Annotated in this window: 22 protein-coding genes; 9 read left to right on the plus strand and 13 right to left on the minus strand. The window is 71.0% G+C overall.

The window, feature by feature from the left end; all coding sequences use genetic code 11:
• Positions 1 to 900, minus strand: a complete 900-nt coding sequence (locus ACIRS4_RS24470; RefSeq protein WP_404199665.1) for an SGNH/GDSL hydrolase family protein — start codon at positions 898 to 900, stop codon at positions 1 to 3.
• A 282-nt stretch (positions 901 to 1,182) separates the two neighbouring features.
• On the opposite strand from ACIRS4_RS24470, the gene ACIRS4_RS24475 reads away from it, so the two are divergent.
• Positions 1,183 to 1,677, plus strand: a complete 495-nt coding sequence (locus ACIRS4_RS24475) for a DUF3145 domain-containing protein (protein WP_404199667.1) — start codon at positions 1,183 to 1,185, stop codon at positions 1,675 to 1,677.
• A gap of 70 nt (positions 1,678 to 1,747) precedes the next feature.
• Here the strand turns inward: ACIRS4_RS24475 and fabF are convergent, their stop codons facing one another.
• The 5 genes from fabF to ACIRS4_RS24500 all read right to left on the minus strand — a co-directional run bounded on the left by fabF (position 1,748) and on the right by ACIRS4_RS24500 (position 6,712).
• Positions 1,748 to 3,028: a beta-ketoacyl-ACP synthase II gene (gene fabF, locus ACIRS4_RS24480; protein WP_404199670.1), complete on the minus strand. Its 1,281-nt coding sequence runs from the start codon at positions 3,026 to 3,028 to the stop codon at positions 1,748 to 1,750.
• 86 nt (positions 3,029 to 3,114) lie between these two features.
• Entirely contained in the window at positions 3,115 to 3,363 is a 249-nt protein-coding gene (locus ACIRS4_RS24485; RefSeq protein ID WP_030341284.1) for an acyl carrier protein, read from the minus strand.
• A 101-nt stretch (positions 3,364 to 3,464) separates the two neighbouring features.
• Positions 3,465 to 4,466: a ketoacyl-ACP synthase III gene (locus tag ACIRS4_RS24490; protein ID WP_404199672.1), complete on the minus strand. Its 1,002-nt coding sequence runs from the start codon at positions 4,464 to 4,466 to the stop codon at positions 3,465 to 3,467.
• 9 nt (positions 4,467 to 4,475) lie between these two features.
• Positions 4,476 to 5,414, minus strand: a complete 939-nt coding sequence (locus tag ACIRS4_RS24495) for an ACP S-malonyltransferase (RefSeq protein ID WP_404199675.1) — start codon at positions 5,412 to 5,414, stop codon at positions 4,476 to 4,478.
• Positions 5,415 to 5,503: 89 nt separating this feature from the next.
• Positions 5,504 to 6,712 (minus strand): PucR family transcriptional regulator, encoded by a 1,209-nt coding sequence (locus ACIRS4_RS24500; protein WP_404199677.1) that lies wholly within the window; start codon positions 6,710 to 6,712, stop codon positions 5,504 to 5,506.
• Between the two features lie 106 nt (positions 6,713 to 6,818).
• Between ACIRS4_RS24500 and ACIRS4_RS24505 the strand changes: the two genes are divergently transcribed.
• On the plus strand, positions 6,819 to 7,481 hold the full coding sequence (locus ACIRS4_RS24505; protein WP_404200120.1) for a pirin family protein: 663 nt from the start codon (positions 6,819 to 6,821) through the stop codon (positions 7,479 to 7,481).
• A 14-nt stretch (positions 7,482 to 7,495) separates the two neighbouring features.
• Here ACIRS4_RS24505 and ACIRS4_RS24510 read toward each other — a convergent pair whose 3' ends face one another.
• Both ACIRS4_RS24510 and ACIRS4_RS24515 read right to left on the minus strand, forming a co-directional pair.
• Positions 7,496 to 8,320, minus strand: a complete 825-nt coding sequence (locus tag ACIRS4_RS24510) for a serine hydrolase domain-containing protein (protein WP_404199680.1) — start codon at positions 8,318 to 8,320, stop codon at positions 7,496 to 7,498.
• A gap of 17 nt (positions 8,321 to 8,337) precedes the next feature.
• Positions 8,338 to 8,808: a GNAT family N-acetyltransferase gene (locus tag ACIRS4_RS24515; protein WP_404199683.1), complete on the minus strand. Its 471-nt coding sequence runs from the start codon at positions 8,806 to 8,808 to the stop codon at positions 8,338 to 8,340.
• Positions 8,809 to 8,902: 94 nt separating this feature from the next.
• Here ACIRS4_RS24515 and ACIRS4_RS24520 point away from each other — a divergent pair, with 94 nt between their 5' ends.
• Positions 8,903 to 9,361, plus strand: coding sequence for a MerR family transcriptional regulator (locus ACIRS4_RS24520; RefSeq protein WP_404199686.1), 459 nt, complete (start codon positions 8,903 to 8,905; stop codon positions 9,359 to 9,361).
• 10 nt (positions 9,362 to 9,371) lie between these two features.
• On the opposite strand, the gene ACIRS4_RS24525 is transcribed toward ACIRS4_RS24520, so the two are convergent.
• The 3 genes from ACIRS4_RS24525 to ACIRS4_RS24535 all read right to left on the minus strand — a co-directional run bounded on the left by ACIRS4_RS24525 (position 9,372) and on the right by ACIRS4_RS24535 (position 12,234).
• Positions 9,372 to 10,241: a DUF4429 domain-containing protein gene (locus tag ACIRS4_RS24525; protein WP_404199688.1), complete on the minus strand. Its 870-nt coding sequence runs from the start codon at positions 10,239 to 10,241 to the stop codon at positions 9,372 to 9,374.
• Between the two features lie 56 nt (positions 10,242 to 10,297).
• Positions 10,298 to 11,515 (minus strand): alpha/beta hydrolase, encoded by a 1,218-nt coding sequence (locus ACIRS4_RS24530; RefSeq protein ID WP_404199691.1) that lies wholly within the window; start codon positions 11,513 to 11,515, stop codon positions 10,298 to 10,300.
• A gap of 92 nt (positions 11,516 to 11,607) precedes the next feature.
• Positions 11,608 to 12,234 (minus strand): TetR family transcriptional regulator, encoded by a 627-nt coding sequence (locus ACIRS4_RS24535; protein WP_404199693.1) that lies wholly within the window; start codon positions 12,232 to 12,234, stop codon positions 11,608 to 11,610.
• A gap of 66 nt (positions 12,235 to 12,300) precedes the next feature.
• On the opposite strand from ACIRS4_RS24535, the gene ACIRS4_RS24540 reads away from it, so the two are divergent.
• Positions 12,301 to 13,920 carry an MFS transporter gene (locus tag ACIRS4_RS24540; RefSeq protein WP_404199695.1) on the plus strand — a complete coding sequence of 540 codons (1,620 nt, stop codon included), beginning with the start codon at positions 12,301 to 12,303 and terminating at the stop codon, positions 13,918 to 13,920.
• 64 nt (positions 13,921 to 13,984) lie between these two features.
• Here ACIRS4_RS24540 and ACIRS4_RS24545 read toward each other — a convergent pair whose 3' ends face one another.
• Together ACIRS4_RS24545 and aceE are read right to left on the minus strand one after the other, a co-directional pair.
• Positions 13,985 to 14,722 carry a potassium channel family protein gene (locus ACIRS4_RS24545; RefSeq protein ID WP_404199698.1) on the minus strand — a complete coding sequence of 246 codons (738 nt, stop codon included), beginning with the start codon at positions 14,720 to 14,722 and terminating at the stop codon, positions 13,985 to 13,987.
• 75 nt (positions 14,723 to 14,797) lie between these two features.
• On the minus strand, positions 14,798 to 17,545 hold the full coding sequence (aceE, locus tag ACIRS4_RS24550) for a pyruvate dehydrogenase (acetyl-transferring), homodimeric type (protein WP_404199701.1): 2,748 nt from the start codon (positions 17,543 to 17,545) through the stop codon (positions 14,798 to 14,800).
• A gap of 396 nt (positions 17,546 to 17,941) precedes the next feature.
• Between aceE and ACIRS4_RS24555 the strand changes: the two genes are divergently transcribed.
• The 5 genes from ACIRS4_RS24555 (at position 17,942) to ACIRS4_RS24575 (ending at position 21,531) form a co-directional block, all read left to right on the plus strand.
• Complete coding sequence (locus ACIRS4_RS24555) at positions 17,942 to 18,379, plus strand: DUF3052 domain-containing protein (RefSeq protein ID WP_358794039.1); 438 nt, start codon at positions 17,942 to 17,944, stop codon at positions 18,377 to 18,379.
• A gap of 114 nt (positions 18,380 to 18,493) precedes the next feature.
• Positions 18,494 to 18,952, plus strand: coding sequence for a peroxiredoxin (locus tag ACIRS4_RS24560; protein WP_130436974.1), 459 nt, complete (start codon positions 18,494 to 18,496; stop codon positions 18,950 to 18,952).
• Between the two features lie 114 nt (positions 18,953 to 19,066).
• Positions 19,067 to 19,642 carry a TerD family protein gene (locus ACIRS4_RS24565; RefSeq protein ID WP_130436975.1) on the plus strand — a complete coding sequence of 192 codons (576 nt, stop codon included), beginning with the start codon at positions 19,067 to 19,069 and terminating at the stop codon, positions 19,640 to 19,642.
• Between the two features lie 122 nt (positions 19,643 to 19,764).
• Positions 19,765 to 20,340 (plus strand): TerD family protein, encoded by a 576-nt coding sequence (locus ACIRS4_RS24570; RefSeq protein WP_130436976.1) that lies wholly within the window; start codon positions 19,765 to 19,767, stop codon positions 20,338 to 20,340.
• 48 nt (positions 20,341 to 20,388) lie between these two features.
• On the plus strand, positions 20,389 to 21,531 hold the full coding sequence (locus ACIRS4_RS24575; protein ID WP_404199706.1) for a DUF475 domain-containing protein: 1,143 nt from the start codon (positions 20,389 to 20,391) through the stop codon (positions 21,529 to 21,531).
• The last annotated feature ends 99 nt before the right edge of the window (positions 21,532 to 21,630 follow it).

Genomic DNA, 21,630 nt, shown 5'->3' on the forward strand with positions numbered 1-21,630 from the left:
TCACGGCGCCGCGCCCGTGACCTTCCGGTAGGCGATCTCGGCGAGGCGCGCCTGGCCGTTCACGCTCGGGTGGAACCAGTCCCAGTGGCTCAGCTGGTCGGTGCCGAAGCGGTAGTCGTACACCGCGCCGCCGTCGAAACGGCACCGCAGGTCCTTCGCGCAGACCTCCTCGAGCACCGTGTTGTAGTCCTCCACCCGCTTGTGCACCGTGTCCCGCCGCAGCGTCGCCGCCGCGTCCAGCGCGTCCGCGTCGCCCAGCATCGACGGGCAGATCCCCAGCTTCCACACCTGCTTGCCCAGCGCGCTGGTCCGCCCCTGCGACCACAGTCGCTTCAGGTCCGGCACGCTCGCCACGTACACCTGCGTCTTCGGCGCGGCACGGCGCAGGGTGCGCATCGCGTCCTCGAACGACGCGCGGAAGTCGGCCACCGGCGTCATCGCCGCCGCCGTCGCCCGGCAGGCGTCGTTCGCCCCCACCATCACCGTCACCAACTGCGGCCTGTCAGCCGCTGCCCGCGCCATCTGGCCGGGCAGGTCCGCCATCCGCGCCCCGGTGACCGCGTGGTTCCAGCTGTGCGTCGCCGCGTCGCGCGGGCCCAGCAGACGCACCGCCAGACTGTTCACCTCCGTGTTGCCGCCCGTCGCCCACGACACCTCCGGGCAGTCCGTCAGGATCGCGCAGGCGTCGAAGCCCCGGGTGATGGAGTCGCCCACCGCGGCGATCGACGCCGGGCTGCGGTCCCACACGAAGGACGGCGACGGCGTCGGCGTGGGCTTGCGCTCCCGCGCGCCCGGCGCCTCGGGGCCGCCCCCGCCCATGGCGTCGCAGCCGGCCAGGCCCAGCACGGCCGCCGTCGTCACCGCGAGCACCGCCCGCGCGCGCCGGATTCCCTTCCGCATCCCCTGGCGACCCCCTCGCTCCTCGTCCGGCTCCCGTGCGACCCGCCGCACCCGGTCCCTCTCCCATGACAACGTCCGGGAGTTCCCGAGGGCGACCGGAAGCGACCGATCGCACCCGCACAGGCGTCCTGCCGGGTGAATGGCACACGTTTCACGACATCGGGACCGACGGTACGTCACACTCCTTGCGCCGCCGCACGGTAGCCTCGCCCTCAACGCGGCTGCCCTGCCGCCGCCGCCACGCCAGCCTGCAAGACTGTCCCGCTCTGCCCGGAGGTCCCGGTGACGACACGTGGAGTTCTGTACGTGCACTCCGCGCCGCGCGCGATGTGCCCGCACGTCGAGTGGGCCGTCGCCGGGGTGCTCGGCACGCGCGTCAACCTCGACTGGATCCGGCAGCCCGCCGCGCCCGGCACCTGGCGCTCGGAGTTCTCCTGGCAGGGCCAGGCAGGCACCGCCTCCAAACTGGCCTCCGCGCTGCGCGGCTGGCACCTGCTGCGCTTCGAGGTCACCGCCGAGCCCTGCGCCGGCGCCGAGGGCGAGCGCTACAGCTGCACCCCCGACCTGGGCATCTTCCACGCCGTCACCGGCATCCACGGCGACATCCTGATCCCGGAGGACCGCCTGCGCGCGGCCCTGCTGCGCAGCCGGCGCGAGGAGACCGACCTGGAGGCCGAGGTGTCCAAGCTGCTCGGCAAGCCGTGGGACGACGAACTGGAGCCGTTCAGATACGCGGGCGAGGGAGCCCCGGTCCGCTGGCTGCACCAGGTCGTATAGGGGCCGACGAGACGACGAGTGGCCCGAACCCCACCCCGGGGTCCGGGCCACTCACCGTCAAAAAGACTTCTCAGACCGTCCGGAACGCCAGCACCACGTTGTGCCCGCCGAACCCGAACGAGTCGTTGAGCGCCGCGATACGGCCCTCGACGGGCAGCTTGCGCGCCTCGCCCCGTACGACGTCCGCGTTGGCCTCCGCCTCCGGGTCGAGGTTCTCGACGTTGATGGTCGGCGGAGCGATCCGGTGGTACAGCGCGAGGACCGTCGCGACCGACTCCACGCCGCCCGCGCCGCCCAGCAGGTGACCGGTCATCGACTTGGTCGCCGAGACGGCCATGTGGTCGGCGTCGTCGCCGAAGACCTTGCGCAGCGCCTTCAGTTCGGCGATGTCACCGGCCGGGGTCGACGTCGCGTGCGCGTTGACGTGCACGATCTCCGCCGGGTTCAGGTCGGTGCGCTCCAGCAGGTTCTGCAGGGCGTGCGAGATGCCGCGGCCCTCCGGCTCGGGCTGCACGATGTCGTGGGCGTCGGCGGAGATGCCCTGGCCGACGGCCTCGGCGTACACCCGCGCACCGCGCTTGGCGGCGTGCTCGGCCGACTCCAGGACGATCACACCGGCGCCCTCGCCCAGGACGAAGCCGTCGCGGGCGACGTCGTAGGGACGCGACGCGCCCTGCGGGTCGTCGTTGTTCTTGGACATCGCCATCATGTTGCCGAACGCGGCGATGGGCAGCGGGTGGATCGCCGCCTCCGTGCCGCCCGCGACGACGACGTCGGCGCGACCGGTGCGGATCATCTCGATGGCGTAGCCGATGGCCTCGGCGCCCGACGCGCAGGCGGAGACCGGGGTGTGCACGCCCGCACGGGCGCCCACGAGCAGACCGACGTTGGCGGACGGGCTGTTCGGCATCAGCATGGGCACGGTGTGCGGCGAGACCCGGCGTACGCCCTTGTCCCGCAGCACGTCGTACTGGTCCAGCAGGGTCGTCACGCCGCCGATGCCGGAGGCGATGACCGCGCCCAGCCGGTCGGGGTCGACCGAGGCGCCGTCGGTGGACTCACCGGCCTTGCCTTCGAAGCCGGCGTCCTTCCACGCCTCCTGAGCCGCGATCAGCGCGAACTGCGCCGAGCGGTCCAGCTTGCGGGCCTGGGGCCGCGGGATGACCTCGGTGGGCTCCACGGCGACCGGGGCCGCGATGCGGACGGCCTGGTCGGCCGCCCACTCCTGCTCCAGGGGCTTGACGCCGGACTTGCCGGCGATCAGGCCCTCCCAGGTAGAGGCTGCGTCGCCACCCAGCGGTGTGGTTGCGCCGATACCGGTGACGACCACGGTGCGATTGGTCGGGCTCACGGATTCCTTCTCCAACGTTTGCGAGGATTCAGCGGCGCCACCGCCGGGTGGCGGGGCGGGCCGGAGCGTCCGGCCCAAGCAGTGGCTCAGGCCTGGTGCTTGAGGATGTAGTCGGTCGCGTCGCCGACGGTCTTGAGGTTCTTGACGTCCTCGTCCGGGATCTTGACGTCGAAGCGCTCTTCAGCGGCGACGACGACCTCGACCATGGACAGGGAGTCGACGTCAAGGTCGTCGGTGAAGGACTTGTCCAGCTGGACGTCCTCAACCGGGATCCCGGCGATCTCGTTCACGATCTCCGCGAGACCGGCGACGATCTCTTCCTGAGTGGCGGCCATGTCGGCGCTCCTTCGTTGGTGTTCTTCAGGGTGTGGCGCCCGCCGCGGCAGCGGCAGGTGGTGCGTTCCCGTACCGGACCGCATGATCCGGCACGGAGTGCCTAGGGGAGGGTAACGACCGTCGCGGCGTAGACGAGACCCGCCCCGAATCCGATGACGAGCGCGGTGTCGCCGCTCTTCGCCTCGCCGGTCGCCAGGAGCCGCTCCATCGCGAGCGGGATCGAGGCGGCCGAGGTGTTGCCGGTGGTGCGCACGTCACGGGCGACCGTGACGGACTCCGGGAGCTTCAGGGTCTTCACCATCGAGTCGATGATCCGCTCGTTGGCCTGGTGCGGGATGAAGACGTCCAGCTCGTCGGAGCCGATGCCGGCCGCTTCCAGCGCCTGCTGGGCGACCTTCGCCATCTCGAAGACGGCCCAGCGGAACACCGCCTGGCCCTCCTGCGTGATGGCGGGGAACTTGGCGACCTCGCCGGTGCGGTAGTCCGTCCACGGCACGGTCTGCTTGATGGTCTCCGACTTGTCGCCCTCGGAGCCCCAGACCGTCGGGCCGATCGCCGGCTCCTGCGAGGGGCCGACCACGACCGCGCCCGCGCCGTCGCCGAACAGGAAGGCGGTGGCCCGGTCCTCCAGGTCGGTCAGGTCGGACAGCCGCTCCACGCCGATGACGAGGACGTACTCCGCGGAGCCCTCGACGATCATGCCCTTGGCGAGGGTCAGGCCGTAGCCGAAGCCCGCGCAGCCCGCCGAGATGTCGAACGCGGCGGCCTTGGCGGTGCCCAGCTTGTCGGCGATCTCCGTGGCGACGGCCGGGGTCTGCTTGAAGTGCGAGACCGTCGAGACGACCACGGCGCCGATCTGCTCGGCGGTGATCCCCGCGTCGGCGACCGCCTTGCCGGCGGCCTCCACCGACATGGCGGCGACGGTCTCCTCGTCGCTCGCCCAGTGCCGGGTCTGGATGCCGGAGCGCGAGCGGATCCACTCGTCGGAGGAGTCGATCGTCTCCAGGATGACCTCGTTGGGCACCACCCGGGTGGGCCGGTAACCGCCCACGCCGAGGATGCGCGCGTACGGGGCGCCCTTGCTGGGCTTGATCTTCGCCATCAGGGCTCCTCACGCACCCGCCGCGTCGGCGGCGGGCGTCACGGTCTCGGAGATGATCTCGCGGGCCGCGTCCAGGTCGTCGGGGGACTTCAGCGCCAGCGTCCGCACGCCGGGCAGCGCGCGCTTGGCCAGACCGACCAGGGTCCCGCCGGGGGACACCTCGACGATCGCGGTGACGCCCAGCTCCTTGAAGGTCTCCATGCACAGGTCCCAGCGGACCGGGTTGGCGACCTGGCCGACGAGCCGGTCGAGGATCTCCGCGCCGGACGCCACGGTCCGCCCGTCCTTGTTGGAGACGTAGGCGACCGTCGGGTCGGCGGGGGTGACCTCCTTGGCGGCGGTCGCGAGCGTCTCGACCGCGGGGGCCATGTGGTGCGTGTGGAAGGCGCCGGCGACCTGGAGCGCGACGACCTTGCGGACGCCCTCGGGCTTGTCCTCGCTCAGCGCGGCGAGCTGCTCCCGCGTGCCCGCGGCCACGATCTGGCCCGCGCCGTTGATGTTCGCCGGGGTCAGGCCCAGCTTCTGCAGATGCGCGACGGAGACCTCCGGGTCGCCGCCGAGCAGCGCCGACATGCCGGTCTCGGTGATCGCGGCGGCCTCGGCCATGGCCAGACCGCGCTTGCGTACGAGGGTCAGCGCCGCGGTGTCGTCGAGGACTCCGGCGAACGCGGCGGCGGTGAACTCGCCGACGCTGTGGCCCGCTACGGCGCCCGGGGTCACGGCACCGAGTGCCGTGGCGGAGAGGATTCCGGCGGCGACGAGCAGCGGCTGCGCCACCGCGGTGTCGCGGATGGCGTCCGCGTCGGCCTGTGTGCCGTAATGGGCGAGGTCCAGTCCGATGGCGTCGGACCACGCGGCGACGCGGTCGGCGGCGCCGGGCAGTTCGAGCCAGGGGGTCAGGAAGCCGGGCGTCTGGGCGCCCTGGCCGGGAGCGACGAGTACGAGCACTCTCACACTCTCTCTTGAGGGCGGCCACGGCCGCCCGTGGGGACAAGGACGAAGAACGGCAGGGGGTTTTGTGGGCCCCCGACAAAAGCCTAGGTCTGGGGATCTCCATCGACCAGACGCCCCAGGATCAGTGCGATGCGCAAGGTGAACGCCGAGCGTACATCCGAAGGCGACCAGCCGGTGACGTCAGTCACACGTCGAAGCCGGTAGCGCACGGTGTTGGGATGGACGAACAGCATCCGGGCCGCACCCTCCAGACTGGACGCCTGTTCGAGATAGACGGAGAGCGTCTCCAGCAGCGCGGACCCCGCCTCCTCCAGCGGTCTGTAGATCTCCTCCACCAACTGCTCACGGGCCCCGGGGTCGCCCGCTATCGCCCGCTCCGGCAGCAGATCGTCCGCCAGGACCGGACGCGGGGCGTCCTGCCAGGCGGAACACGCCTTCAGTCCCGCCGCGGCGGCCTGCGCGGACCGGGTCGCGGCCAGCAGGTCGGGCACCACGGGCCCGGCCACGACCGGGCCCGCCGCGTACGGGCCGATGAGCGACCTGGCCACGGCCAGCGGATTGTCGCTGCCGCCCGCGATGACGACGAGCCGTGAGCCGAGCACCCCGGTGAGCACCTGGAGCTTGGCGTGCCGGGCGGCCCGCCGGATCGCCTCCACGGTCAGCTCCGAGTCGCCGTCCGGGGCGGTGCCCAGCACGACGCACACGTTCTCCGGCGCGTTCCACCCGAGCGCGGCGGCCCGGCTGACGGCCCCCTCGTCGGCCTCCCCGCTGAGCACGGCGTTGACGACGAGGGACTCCAGCCGGGCGTCCCACGCGCCGCGCGCCTCGGCCGCCTGGGCGTACACCTGGGCGGTGGCGAAGGCGATCTCACGGGCGTACACGAGGAGCGCCTCGCGCAGCACGCCCTCGTCGCCCGGAGCGGCGACCTCGTCGATCGCGGACTCCATGACCTCGATGGTGGTGCGCACCATCTCCACGGTCTGCCGGAGCGTGATCGCCCGGGTCAGTTCCCTCGGGGCGGTCCCGAACACGTCCGTGGAGATCGCCTGCGGGGCGTCCGGGCGCCGGAACCACTCCGTGAAGGCGGCGATGCCCGCCTGGGCGACGAGCCCGATCCAGGAACGGTTCTCCGGGGGCATCGCCCGGTACCACGGCAGGGTCTCGTCCATCCGCGCGATCGCCTGGGCGGCGAGACTTCCGGAGGACTTCTCCAGCCGCTTCAGGGTCGCGGAGTGCGGGTGCGCTGCCGCTCGGCGGTGGCGGGCTTCGGGTTCGGAGTGGGGTTCGGGCACGGGACAAGACTGCCTTATCGGGACGGCGGGCCGCGCCGGTGGGTGCGGGCCCCGCCCCGGGCGCCGCCCGCCCCGGGAGAACCGGCTGGGCTACGGTGGTGCCGTGATGGATGTACGGCGCGCCGACGAGCGCTACCGCGGCGGTGATCCCGACGCCGGGATCGACACCCGGCACGCCTTCTCCTTCGGCTCCCACTACGACCCCGGCAACCTTCGCTTCGGCGCGCTGATCGCCTGCAACGAGGAGCGGCTCGCGCCCGGCACCGGCTTCGGCGAGCACCCCCACAGCCACACGGAGATCGTGACCTGGGTGGTCGAGGGCGAGCTGACCCACCGCGACTCCGAGGGCAACGAGGTGACCGTCCGCCCCGGTGACGTGCAGCGGCTCAGCGCGGCGGCCGGGGTGCGCCACACCGAGCGCAACGACGCCGACGTCCCCCTGACCTTCGTTCAGATGTGGCTGACCCCGCTGGAGCCCGGCGGCGACCCGTCCTACGAGATCGTCCGGAGCGTCGCCGACTCCACCCCGTACGCCCTCCCGCGGGCCGGCGCCACGCTGCACGTACGGCGGCTGACGGAGGGGGAGCGGACGGCGGCGCCGACGGGGTCGCACGGGTACGTGCACGTCGTACGCGGCGAAGTGAGCGTGAACGGCGAGCGGTTGGGCCCCGGCGACGCGGCCCGCGTCGCGGACGCCGGCGACGCGCGGGTGCTGGCGCTGACCGCGGCCGAGCTCCTGGTCTGGGAGATGCGCGCCGGCACCCCCTGAGGGAGGGCCGGGGCTCAGCCGTCGCGCAGCTCCGTCAGCAGCGCGTCCGTGAACGCCGGCCAGGCCTCGACCGCCCAGGGCCCGAAGGCGCGGTCCGTGAGCGCCACGGCGGCCAGCCGCGCGTCGGGGTCGATCCACACAAACGTACCGGACTGCCCGAAGTGGCCGAACGTGCGCGGTGAGGAGGAACCGCCGGTCCAGTGCGGGGACTTGGAGTCGCGGATCTCGAAGCCGAGGCCCCAGTCGTTGGGGTTCTGGTGGCCGTAGCCGGGCAGGACGCCCTTGGTGCCCGGGTACTGCACGCTCATCGCCTCGGCGACCGTCCGCGGGTCCAGCAGCCGGGGAGCCTGCACCTCGGCCGCGAACCGCAGCAGGTCCTCGACGGTCGAGACACCGTCCTTGGCGGGCGACCCCTCCAGCGACGTGGACGCCATCCCCAGCGGCTCCAGCACGGCCTGCCGCAGGTACTCCCCGAAGCCGATGTCCGTCGCCTTGGCGATGTGGTCGCCGAGCTGCTCGAAACCGGCGTTGGAGTACAGCCTCCGCTCCCCGGGCGCGGCGGTCGTCCGGTGTTCGTCGAAGGCGAGCCCCGAGGTGTGCGCGAGCAGATGGCGGACCGTCGCCCCGGGCGGCCCGGCCGGCTCGTCCAGCTCGATCGCCCCCTCCTCGTACGCGACCAGCGCGGCGTAGGCGGCGAGCGGCTTGGTGACCGAGGCCAGCGGGAAGCGCCGCCCGGCCGGGCCGTGCGTCCCGAGGACCGTCCCGTCGGCCCGTACGACACCCGCCGCGGCGGAGGGGACGGGCCAGTTCTCGATCAGCGCGAGGCTCTGCGACGACATGCCCCGAGCCTATGCGGCTACAGCAGCAGTTCCATCAAGGGGTCGGGCTTGGGCTTGAAGCCGAGCGAGGCGTACAACGGCTCGGCCTCGGGGGACGCCGTGAGGTGGACCTGGCGCACCCCTCGCGCACGGAACCAGCCGAGCAGCGCGTCCATGCACGCGCGCGCGTGCCCCTGGCGCCGGGCCGACGGGTCCGTCGCGACGCTGAAGACGAACCCGACGCTCCCGTGCGGATTGCCGGCCCGTCCGATCCGGTACTCGACCGTGCCGACCACCAGCGCGGCCAGTTTCCCGGGCCGCTCGGGGCAGTCCACGACGAATGCGCCGAAGTCCCCGTCCGGTTCGGCCAGCCGGCGCCGCAGCCCGGGCAGGGACTCGGCGTGCCAGTCGGCGGATCCGGCGCTCGGAGCGAGGGAGTCGATCATCACCTGGCGCAGCCTCAGCACTTCGGCGGCGTCCTCGGGCAGGGCCCGGCGTACGGGATTCATGTCCGCAAGCCAACCAGCAGGATCCGGCCGCGTCTTCCCGATTCTTACCGTCCCCGCTTGCCTGGAGCGCACTTGAAGGTCATAGCGTGGGGCCATGACGGTGTTGCAGACCACGCCCGTGACCACCGAGCGCAGCCAGAGCCCCGCAGACGTCTGCTCCGGACCGCCGCCGGGCCATCCGCGCCCGGAGGGGCAGGACCACTACACGATCAGCGAGGTGGTCGCCTTCACCGGCCTGACGGCGCACACCCTGCGCTGGTACGAGCGGATCGGGCTGATGGCCCACGTCGACCGCTCGCACACCGGTCAGCGCCGCTACCGCAACCGCGACCTGGACTGGCTCGACCTCGTCGGCAAGCTGCGGCTGACCGGCATGCCGGTCGCCGACATGGTGCGGTACGCCGAGCTGGTGCGCGAGGGCGAGTGCACGTACGAGCAGCGACGCGAACTGCTGGAGGAGACCCGGCGCGACGTCCAGGCCAGGATCGCCGAACTCCAGGACACGCTCGCGGTGCTCGACCGCAAGATCACGCACTACTCCCGGGGCGTGTGAGCGGCAAGGCCTACAGCTCGGCCAGCAGGTCCGCCTTCTTCGCGGAGAACTCCTCGTCGGTGACCAGCCCGGCCTGGTGCAGCTCGCCGAGGTGGCGGATCCGGTCGGCGACGTCCGCGGGGTCCCGGCGACGGTCGCCCGCGGCGGGGGCGGCGGCCGCCGGGGCGGCCGGCGCGCTCCCGCGCGTGCGGACGGCCGCCAGCACCGCCGCGGCCAGCGGCAGCGACTCGTGCACCGCCCCGTATCCGAGCCCGAACACCACCGTCGCGGGGTCCTGGTCGGTCCCCGCGGGCGCGTGCTCGCCGCGGTGCAGCCGCAGGAAGCCCTCCAGGACCTCCGGCGACCGCCACTCCACGCCGCTCAGCTCGGACACCGGGAAGCTCTGGTCGCCCGCCTTCCACTTCGCCGACGACGCGCCCGTCCAGAACCACCGGAACCGCACGGTCCGCCCGTCGAAGGACGCCTTCGCGTCGTACGCCTTGAACGACAGCGGCGCCTCGGGGGGCGCCACCAGGAACCGGTCGGCCGGCCCCGCCTCGGTGAGCCGCTCCCGCAGCTCGTCGGCGTAGTACTCCGCGAGCGCGTCCCGCTCGCCCGACAGCACCAGCCGGTACGGGTCGCAGGCCTCCTTCAGCTGCCCCGCAGCGGCCTCGATCAGCGGGTCCGCGCCCTCGCGCGGCCGGATGCGCAGCACCACGGTCCCGCGTCTGCCGGGCTCCAGCGTCACGCCCTCGATCGCCGCCAGCGGGACCCGGCGCTCCCCGAGCGCCGACAGCAGCTTCGGTGTGCGGATCCCCCGTTCGTAGCGGATGAGGACGGAGTCGGACTCGAACTCCCAGGCGGCATGAAATCCGGCCAGTACGTCACCCATGCGGCTCATCGTATGCGGCACCCGCTTCTCCGTCCCTCCTCGCGCACACCGCGATTCCTGCGCCTCTACGCGCGTCCCGCCGTCGTTGTGCCGGACAGATCCTCCCGGCAGCCGTCATCGTCCGCGGCGCAGCGCACCGAGTCGTACACGCCGGCGCCGATGCCGGCGAAGTTGCGCAGGCTGTCCGTGCCGGGCTCGAAGTAGCCCGCGTGGCCCTTGGCCTCCCGTGCGGACAGCACCCGCGCGCCGAACCCGGACGCCACCGGGTCCGCGCCGTGCCCGAGGCCGCCGAGCTCCAGGTAGGGCACGTCCTGCACCCAGTCGTCGGCGTCCCGCATCGCCCACACCCGGGCGGAGGTGCGCAGCTGGGCCGCGCTCTCCACCCGCATGCCGGGGCTGCCGGCCACCGCGATGTCGCTCACCCGCTCCGGCAGCGTGTGCGCGGCGACCCCGCACACCACGGAGCCGTAGCTGTGGCAGAACAGCGAGACGGGCGAGACGCCGGGCAGGGCGCGCACCAGGGCGTTCAGCCGGATCGCGCCGGACTCGGCGCGCATCGCGGTCGCGGAGTCGATGCCGAGGCCGGCGGGGGAGGTGTAGTCGGCCCAGGCGATCACGGCGGTCCGCGTCTTCGGGCTCGCCTCCCGCTCGGCCGCGTACAGCGCCTGGGCCATGCCGACGGGCGCCGAGTACTTGCGGTAGGTGCGCTGGAAGGTGAGCAGCGCGGTGTCGACGCCGGGGACGACGACGGAGATCCGCTGGGCGCTGTCGAGGTCGCCGAAGACCTCGGCGGCGCGGCCGGCGCCGTCCGGGTCGAAGGCGAGGATCTTGCGGTCGCCGTCGCTCATCGACTCGTAGCGCTGCATGCGCCGCCCGGCCTCGTGCTGGCCGGCTGGGGAGAGCCGGGCGTCGCGCATCCGGGCGCGCTCGATGCGCACCTGCTCCCGCAGCGCGATGCGGTTGGCGCGGTAGCGCAGCTCGGCCGGGGCGCCGTTCATGTTGCCCACGGCGAGCGGATAGCGGTGGGCGAGCGTGCCGCGCTGGGCCGAGGTGAGGGTGGCGAAGAACCGGGAGAGCCGGCCGGGGGCCGCGGACGGGTCCGGCAGCGCGCGTCCGTCCACGCGGCCCTCTTCCCAGGCGGTGAGCGACGCGCGCAACGCGGTGCTCTCCCGCTGGTGGCGTACGGCGGTCCAGCCGGTGGTCGCCAGCATCACGAAGACCACGGCAAGGGCGAGCAGCAGCCGCCCGACGTTGAGCGGGGGAGTGGAGTCGAAGGAAGTCACTGGGAGGACACACTAGGAGAACGAGATGGTCTCGGGAGGCCTGAGTGACAGGGATCACGTTTCGATGACCGTGACGATGGTCATGAGATCCCTCAGGCCGCGCGCCAGCTTCCCATGAGCGCGGGTCCCAACTGGTCGAGGTAGCCGGACGCGAGCGCGCGCATCTCCTCCAGAGTCACGTTCTCGCCGCTGCTCCAATGTCGCTCGGTGAGCCGCATCACCCCGCCGAAGGCCGCCACCGCCAGCCGTGGCCGCGGGTCGGCCTCCACGTCGAGCCCCTCGCGGTCCGCGAGCACCCGGGCGATCGTCTCCTCCGTCTCGACCGAGTGTCGCAGATACGCGGCGAGCAGCACCGGCGTCGACTCGATCACCCGGCACATGCGCAGGTACAGCTCCACCGGCACGACCTGTTCGACGATCTCGTGCACCGAGTTCCAGCCGTCCAGGACGGCCTGGCGCAATGCCTCCAGGGGCGCCTCGTGCGGCGGGCGCTCGCGCACCGCCTCGACGAAGCGCGCCACCGTCATGTCGGCGACCGCGAGGGCCGCCTCCTCCTTGCCGGCGAAGTACCGGAAGAAGGTGCGCTGTGAGACGTCGACGGCCCGGGCGATCTCGTCGACGGTCGTCCGCTCGTATCCCCGGGTGGTGAACAGTTCCAGCGCGGCGCGCAGCAGCGCGTCCCGGGTGCGCTGTTTCTTGCGCTCACGCAGAGTTTCCATAGATGTCAGTTACCGACTTGTGAATTGGTTTGTCAATTGTCAGCGACTGTCACTAGCCTCCCCTGTATGACTAGTCAGACCACCGTCGACACGACGGGGCCGGGGGACAAGGCGCCCCACGACCCGTCGGACCAGCCTCCGGCCCAGGGGCTGCGCGGCCACCCGTGGTTCACGCTCATCACCGTCGCCGTCGGCGTCATGATGGTGGCCCTGGACGGCACCATCGTCGCCATCGCCAACCCCGCGATCGCCAGCGACCTGGGCGCCACCTTCGCCGAGGTGCAGTGGATCACCAACGCCTACTTCCTCGCCCTCGCGGTCTCCCTGATCACCGCCGGCAAGCTCGGTGACCGCTTCGGGCACCGCCAGACCTTCCTGATAGGCGTCGTCGGCTTCGCCGCCGCCTCCGGCGCGATCGGCCTGTCCGACAGCATCGCGCTGGTCGTCACCTTCCGCGTCTTCCAGGGACTGTTCGGCGCGCTCCTGATGCCGGCCGCCCTCGGACTGCTGCGCGCGACCTTCCCGGCCGAGAAGCTGAACATGGCCATCGGCATCTGGGGCATGGTCATCGGCGCCTCCACCGCCGGCGGTCCCATCCTCGGCGGCGTCCTCGTCGAGCACGTCAACTGGCAGTCGGTGTTCTTCATCAACGTGCCGGTCGGCGTCCTCGCCCTGGTGCTGGGCGTCCTCATCCTGCTCGACCACCGTGCCGAGAACGCCCCGCGCTCCTTCGACCTGCTGGGCATCGCCCTGCTGTCGGCGGCGATGTTCTGCCTCGTCTGGGCGCTCATCAAGGCCCCCGAGTGGGGCTGGGGTGACGGCAAGACCTGGGCGTTCGTCCTCGCCTCCCTCGCGGGCTTCGCGCTCTTCGCCTACTGGGAGACCAGGGTGGCGGAGCCGCTGATCCCGCTGGCGCTGTTCCGCTCGGTCCCGCTGTCCGCGGGCGTGGTCCTCATGGTCCTGATGGCGATCGCCTTCATGGGTGGTCTGTTCTTCGTGACGTTCTACCTCCAGAACGTGCACGGGATGAGCCCCATCGACGCGGGTCTGCACCTGCTGCCGCTCACCGGCATGATGATCGTCGGCTCGCCGCTCGCCGGCGCGATGATCACCAAGTGGGGGCCGCGCATCCCGCTGGCCGGCGGCATGGCGGCCACCGCGATCGCCATGTACGGCATGTCCACGCTGGAGACGGACACGAGCAGCGGTGTCATGTCCGTGTGGTTCGCGCTGCTCGGCCTCGGTCTCGCGCCCGTCATGGTCGGCGCCACCGAGGTCATCGTCGGCAACGCGCCGCTGGAGCTGTCCGGGGTGGCCGGCGGTCTGCAGCAGGCCGCGATGCAGATCGGCGGCAGCCTCGGCACCGCGGTGCTGGGCGCGGTGATGGCCTCCAAGGTGGACAGCGACCTGCCCGTCAACTGGAAGGAGGCGGGGCTGCCGGAGCTGACGCCCGAGCAGCTCGGCAAGGCCTCCGAGGCGGTCCAGGTCGGCGTGCCGCCGGTGGCGCCGGGCACGCCGGCGGCGATCGCCGCCAAGATCGCGGACGTCGCGCACGACACGTTCATCTCCGGCATGAGCCTCGCGTCGCTGGTCGCGGCGGGCGTGGCGGCGGTCGCCGTACTGGTCGCGCTGCTGACAAAGCGCGGGGCCAACGCCGACGCGGGAGCGGGAGTGGGCCACATCTGACGCAGGCTCCCCCGAGCGCGGCCCGGGGGCTCCGCCACCGACTGACCCCGGCCTTCGCCCGGGGTCAGTCCGCGTTCGAGTGGGACTTCAGGGCCGCCACCTCCGTGCGCAGGGCCCTGACCTCCTCCGTCAGGGCCCGGATCGCCTCCGTCTGCCGGCGTTCCTCCACGTCGTCCTTCTCGAAGCGCTCGATGAACCACGCGGCGATGTTCGCGGTCACGACACCCAGCAGGGCGATCCCGGACAGCATCAGACCGACCGCGATCACCCGCCCCAGCCCCGTCGTCGGCGCGTGGTCCCCGTAGCCCACGGTCGTCATCGTCGTGAAGGACCACCACAGGGCGTCCCCCAGGGTGCGGATGTTCCCGTTCGGCGCGTCCCGTTCGACCGACAGCACGGCCAGCGACCCGAACATCAGCAGTCCGACGACCGACCCCGCGACGTACGTCGTCACCTGTATCTGCGAGGCCATCCGCGCCCGCTGCCCCACCAGCAGCAGCGTCGACACCAGCCGCAGCAGCTTCAGCGGCTGTATCACCGGCACCACCACCGCGGCCAGGTCCAGCCAGCGCGTGCGGACGAACTGGCGGCGGTCGCGGGCCAGCACCAGCCGTACCGCGTAGTCCGCGGCGAACGCCGCCCACACAGCCCACTCGACCGCCGCGCACACGACGGTCAGTGACGCGCCGGCCGAGGTGGCGACGATCGGCAGGGCGTACGCCACGGCGAACACCACGGCGAGCGCCAGCAAGGGCCGCTGCGTCCGCTCTTCCCACCGTGCCTGGGCCGTTTCTTCCCGCATGCCCCGCATCGTAAGGAACGTGTGAACGCCGAGGGGCGGCGAGGTTGGATCTCACCGCCCCTCAGCGCCTCCGGGTCAGGCGTCGCCGCCCGCCGCTCCCGGGTCCGCCGCCGCGACGTCCAGCAGCTGGTACCGGTCGACGGCCTGCTTCAGCGCCGAACGGTCGATCTTGCCCTCCTTGGCCAGCTCGGTCAGGACCGCCACCACGATCGACTGCGCGTCGATGTGGAAGTACCGCCGGGCCGCGCCCCGCGTGTCCGCGAAGCCGAAGCCGTCCGCGCCCAGCGACTGGTAGGTCCCCGGCACCCAGCGCGCGATCTGGTCCGGCACCGAGCGCATCCAGTCGGAGACCGCCACGAACGGCCCCTCGGCCCCGGCGAGCTTGCGGGTCACGTACGGAACGCGCTGCTCCTCCTCGGGGTGCAGCAGGTTGTGCCGCTCGACCTCGACGGCCTCGCGCCGCAGCTCGTTCCAGGAGGTCGCCGACCAGACGTCGGCCTTCACGTTCCACTCCTCGGCGAGGATCTTCTGCGCCTCGACCGCCCACGGCACGGCGACGCCGGAGGCGAGGATCTGCGCCGGGATGGAGCCCGAGACGCCCTCGCTGAAGCGGTGGACGCCCTTGAGGATGCCCTCGACGTCGACGTTCTCCGGCTCGGCGGGGTGCTGGATGGGCTCGTTGTAGACGGTGAGGTAGTAGAAGACGTCCTCGCCCGGCTTGCCGTCCGCGCTCTCGCCGTACATCCGGCGCAGGCCGTCCTTGACGATGTGCGCGATCTCGAAGCCGAACGCGGGGTCGTACGCCACACAGCCCGGGTTGGTGGAGGCGAGCAGCTGGGAGTGGCCGTCCGCGTGCTGAAGGCCCTCGCCGGTCAGGGTCGTACGGCCCGCGGTCGCACCGAGGACGAAACCGCGCGCCAACTGGTCGGCCATCTGCCAGAACTGGTCGCCGGTGCGCTGGAAACCGAACATCGAGTAGAAGACGTAGACCGGGATGAGCGGCTCGCCGTGCGTGGCGTAGGCCGAGCCTGCCGCGATCAGCGAGGCCGTGCAGCCGGCCTCGGAGATGCCGTCGTGCAGCATCTGACCCGTGGGCGACTCCTTGTACGCGAGCAGCAGCTCCCGGTCCACCGACTCGTACTGCTGGCCGAGCGGGTTGTAGATCTTCGCACTCGGGAAGAACGAGTCCATGCCGAAGGTGCGGTACTCGTCCGGCGCGATCAGCACGAACCGCTTGCCGAGCTCCTTGTCCCGCATGAGGTCCTTCAGCAGCCTGACGAACGCCATGGTCGTGGCGATCGACTGCTGACCGGAGCCCTTCTTCACGGTCGCGTACGTCTTGTCGTCCGGCAGTGCGAGCGGCTTGGCGCGCACGACACGCGTCGGGACGTACCCGCCGAGCCCCTTGCGCCGGTCGTGCATGTACTGGAGCTCCTCGGAGTCGCGCCCCGGGTGGTAGTACGGCGGGACCCCGCCCTCCAGCTCCTTGTCGGAGATCGGCAGGTGCAGTCGGTCGCGGAAGCCCTTGAGGTCGGCGACCGTCAGCTTCTTCATCTGGTGCGTGGCGTTGCGGCCCTCGAAGTTCGGGCCGAGCGTCCAGCCCTTGACCGTCTTGGCGAGGATGACCGTCGGCTGGCCGGTGTGCTCCACGGCCGCCTTGAACGCCGCGTAGATCTTCCGGTGGTCGTGGCCGCCGCGCCCCAGGTGCAGGATCTGGTCGTCGGTCATGCCCTCGACCATCGCGCGCAGCCGCTGGTCGTCGCCGAAGAAGTGCTCGCGGATGTACGCGCCGGACTCGGTGGCGTACGTCTGGAACTGACCGTCCGGCGTGGTGTTCATCCTGTTGACGAGGAGGCCGTCGCGGTCCTGCGCCAGCAGCGGGTCCCAGGACCGGTCCCAGATCAGCTTGATCACGTTCCAGCCGGCGCCCCGGAAGACCGACTCCAGTTCCTGGATGACCTTGCCGTTGCCGCGCACCGGGCCGTCGAGGCGCTGGAGGTTGCAGTTGACGACGAAGGTCAGGTTGTCCAGGCCCTCACGGGCGGCGATGGACAGCTGGCCGAGCGACTCGGGCTCGTCCATCTCGCCGTCCCCGAGGAAGGCCCACACGTGCGACTTGGAGGTGTCGGCGATCCCGCGCGCGTGCATGTAGCGGTTCATCCGCGCCTGGTAGATCGCCCCGATCGGGCCCAGGCCCATCGACACGGTCGGGAACTCCCAGAAGTCCGGCATCAGCCGGGGGTGCGGGTACGAGGAGAGCCCGTGCGGCGTCTTGGACTTCTCCTGGCGGAAGGCGTCCAGGTTCTGCTCGCTGAGCCGGTCCAGCAGGTACGCGCGCGCGTAGATGCCCGGCGAGGCGTGCCCCTGGAAGAAGACCTGGTCGCCGCCGTCGCCCTCGTCCTTGCCGCGGAAGAAGTGGTTGAAGCCGACGTCGTACAGCGACGCGGAGGAGGCGAACGTGGCGATGTGGCCGCCCACGCCGATGCCCGGGCGCTGGGCGCGCGAGACCATCACGGCCGCGTTCCAGCGGGTCGCGTTGAGGATCTTCCGCTCGATCTCCTCATTGCCCGGGAAGAACGGCTCGGCCCTGGTGGGGATGGTGTTGACGTAGTCCGTGCTGCGCATCTCGGGCACGGCCACGCGCTTCTCGCGGGCCCGCTCGATCAGGCGCAGCATCAGATAGCGGGCCCGCTCACGGCCGCGCTCGTCGATCGCGGCGTCGAGGGAGTCGAGCCACTCCTGGGTCTCCTCGGGATCGAAGTCAGGAACCTGACTCGGAAGGCCGCCAATGATGATCGGGTTGCGATCGGATCCGGAAGCCACGCTGTTCCTTACCTGTCGGAGGGCTGAATGTCCGCTGTGCCGCTGTGTTCGCCGGCCGCGCTGCACGCCCCGGGTCTGCAGTGCCTGCACCGCCCCCATCGTGTACCTCGGGGCCGCAAACGTCATCTCTACCCAGAGGTAACCGGTACCTGTTCGAAACTCGTACCCGTGGATGGTTCTCAAACGCGCATTCAGGGCACACAGGTGTGGTGTGTGTCACCCATCGGCCCGGGTGGTGTGCCTGAAGTTGCGGCGACACGGCCCGGATCGTCACCGTTTCGGCGGTCTGAACCGCCGGGTACTTGCGCGATCCGTCCCGCCCGTGTGGACTACGGCCAATGCTTCGCGCACGCGCGTGGCTGAGTTATTTCCCGAAACATGATCAGGAGGCAACCCGTGAGCGCGACCGCGGACCACGCGGAGGAGCGGACCAGCCCTGCCGTCAGGCTGGGTTTCCAGCCCGAGCAGGTGGTCCAGGAGATCGGCTACGACGACGACGTCGACCAGGAGCTCCGCGAGTCCATCGAGGAAGTCATCGGCAGCGACCTGGTGGACGAGGACTACGACGACGTTGCCGACGCCGTGGTGCTGTGGTTCCGCGACGAGGACGGCGACCTGACGGATGCGCTGGTGGACGCCACCACGTACATCGAAGAAGGCGGCTCCATCCTCCTCCTCACGCCGAAGACCGGCCGAACGGGGTACGTCGAGCCCAGCGACATCTCCGAAGCCTCGACGACGGCGGGTCTGTCGGCCAGCAAGAGCGTCAGCGTGGGCAAGGACTGGAGCGGCAGCCGGCTGGTGACGCCCAAGGCCGCCAAGACCAAGAAGTGACGAACTGAAGGTCCGGACGGGCCGGGCGCAGGCCCGGCCCGTCCGGCCGCCCGCCGTGATCGCTGCGTAGGCTGGGGCTCACCCAGACAGCCCCATGAAGGGACGTCCCCCGCGATGGCGATCCAGGTCGGCGACAAGGCCCCCGACTTCGAGCTCAAGGACAACCACGGCAGGACCGTGCGTCTGTCCGACTTCCGCGGCGAGCGGAACGTCGTGCTGATCTTCTACCCGTTCGCTTTCACCGGCGTGTGCACGGGCGAGCTGTGCGAGGTGCGGGACAACCTGCCGCGGTTCGCCGACCGCGACACCCAGGTGCTCGCCGTCTCCAACGACTCCATCCACACCCTGCGCGTCTTCGCCGAGCAGGAGAGCCTGGAGTACCCGCTGCTCAGCGACTTCTGGCCGCACGGCGAGGTGTCCCGGGCCTACGGCGTCTTCGCCGAGGACAAGGGCTGCGCGGTGCGCGGCACCTTCGTCATCGACAAGGAGGGCGTGGTGCGCTGGACCGTCGTGAACGGGCTGCCGGACGCCCGCGATCTCGGCCAGTACGTCTCGGCTCTCGACACCCTGTGATTGACGGGCCCCAGAGCCTGTGGGGCCCGGGAACCCGTCACTAGGATCGACTCGTTGATCCGATATCCGACGCACGACGGGGCTCCCCGGCCCCTGACACCAATGGAGGACTTCGTGGGAGTCAGCCTCAGCAAGGGCGGCAACGTTTCGCTGACCAAGGAGGCCCCGGGCCTGACCGCGGTCATCGTCGGTCTGGGGTGGGACGTGCGCACCACGACCGGCACCGACTTCGACCTGGACGCGAGCGCGCTGCTGCTGAACAACGCGGGCAAGGTCGCCAGCGACGCCAACTTCGTCTTCTTCAACAACCTCAAGAGCCCGGACGGCTCGGTCGAGCACACCGGCGACAACCTCACCGGTGAGGGCGAGGGCGACGACGAGGCGATCAAGGTCAACCTCGCCGCCGTCCCGGCCGACGTGGAGAAGATCGTCTTCCCGGTCTCCATCTACGACGCCGAGAACCGCCAGCAGTCCTTCGGCCAGGTCCGCAACGCCTTCATCCGCGTCGTGAACCAGGCCGGCGGCACCGAGATCGCCCGCTACGACCTGAGCGAGGACGCCTCGACGGAGACCGCGATGGTCTTCGGCGAGCTCTACCGGCACGGCGCGGAGTGGAAGTTCCGCGCCATCGGCCAGGGCTACGCGTCGGGTCTGCGCGGCATCGCGCAGGACTTCGGCGTCAACGTCTGAGCTCCGACTCGCCCACTGTCCGGCGCCGCACCGTTTAGGGGCGGCGCCGGACGTGCAGGACAACCGAAGAAGACCGGGCTCCGGCCCTGCTCGCCGGACAGGCCCCAGGGGAGGATCAGCACATGGGTGTCACGCTCGCCAAGGGAGGCAATGTCTCCCTGTCCAAGGTCGCGCCCAATCTCACGCGAGTGATGGTCGGCCTCGGCTGGGACGCGCGCTCGACCACCGGAGCACCCTTCGACCTCGACGCCAGCGCACTGCTGTGCGCCGGCCAGCGGGTCATGGGCGACGAGTGGTTCGTCTTCTACAACCAGCTGACCAGCCCCGACGGCTCCGTGGAGCACACCGGTGACAACCTCACCGGTGAGGGCGACGGCGACGACGAGTCGCTGCTCGTGGACCTCGCCAAGGTGCCGGCCCAGTGCGACAAGATCGTCTTCCCGGTCTCGATCCATATGGCCGACGAGCGCGGCCAGACCTTCGGGCAGGTCAGCAACGCGTTCATCCGGGTCGTCAACCAGGCCGACGGCCAGGAACTCGCGCGCTACGACCTGAGCGAGGACGCTTCCACCGAAACCGCCATGATCTTCGGCGAGCTCTATCGCTACCAGGGCGAATGGAAGTTCCGTGCGGTCGGGCAGGGGTACGCGTCAGGGTTGCGGGGCATCGCTCTAGACTTCGGGGTCAACGTTTCGTAAAACCGCGTACGGCGCGGGGGAGCCCCGTACACAAGGATTGGGTAGCCAGTGGTTCTGAAAACCTTCGGGTGGTCGTTCGCGGTGACCGCGCTCGGCCTCGTCGCGGCGGTGTTCTACGGGGGGTGGACCGCTTTCGGCGTCGTGGCGATCCTGTCCGTCCTCGAGATCTCGCTGTCCTTCGACAACGCAGTCGTCAACGCCGGGATCCTGAAGAAGATGAACGCCTTCTGGCAGCGCATCTTCCTCACCGTCGGCGTCCTCATCGCCGTCTTCGGCATGCGCCTCGTCTTCCCCGTCGTCATCGTCGCGATCAGCGCCCAGCTCGGGCCGATCGAGGCCGTCGACCTCGCGCTCACCGACAAGGACCGCTACCAGGAGCTCGTCACCGACGCGCACCCGGCGATCGCGGCCTTCGGCGGCATGTTCCTGCTGATGATCTTCCTCGACTTCATCTTCGAGGACCGGGACATCAAGTGGCTCGCCTGGCTGGAGCGCCCGCTCGCCAAGCTGGGCAAGGTCGACATGCTGTCGGTCTGCATCGCCCTGATCGTCCTGCTGATCACCGCGATGACCTTCGCCACCAACGCCCACCTGCACGCCGGGCACGCCGACAAGGCCGAAACGGTCCTGCTCTCCGGCGTCGCCGGCCTCATCACGTACCTCATCGTCGGCGGTCTCTCCAGCTACTTCGAGGACAAGCTGGAGGAAGAGGAGGAACGCGAGCACGAGGCCGAGGAAGAGGCCAAGCGCACCGGCAAGAAGCAGTCCGCCGTGCTCCTCGCGGGCAAGGCCGCCTTCTTCATGTTCCTCTACCTCGAAGTCCTGGACGCCTCGTTCTCCTTCGACGGCGTGATCGGCGCCTTCGCCATCACCAACGACATCGTCCTGATGGCCCTCGGCCTCGGCATCGGCGCCATGTACGTCCGGTCGCTCACCGTCTACCTGGTCCGCCAGGGCACCCTCGACGACTACGTCTACCTGGAGCACGGTGCCCACTACGCGATCGGCGCCCTGGCCGTCATCCTGCTGGTGACCATCCAGTACCAGATCTCCGAGATCATCACCGGCCTGGTCGGCGTCGTGCTGATCGCCTGGTCCTTCTGGTCCTCCGTCCGCCGCAACCGCGCCCTGGCGGCGGCCGAGGGGGGAGCCGGCTCGGACGAGAAGACTGAGGTCTCGTCCGGGGTGTGATCACCTTCCGGGTGAGGAACGCTCTGTGCGGGGCGGCCGTCGAGGACGAGTCCTCTGGCGGCCGCCCCGCCGGTCTTTCACAGATTTCCTGGGGGCGGG

Source organism: Streptomyces sp. NPDC101166 (assembly GCF_044768125.1).
GTDB lineage: Bacteria > Actinomycetota > Actinomycetes > Streptomycetales > Streptomycetaceae > Streptomyces.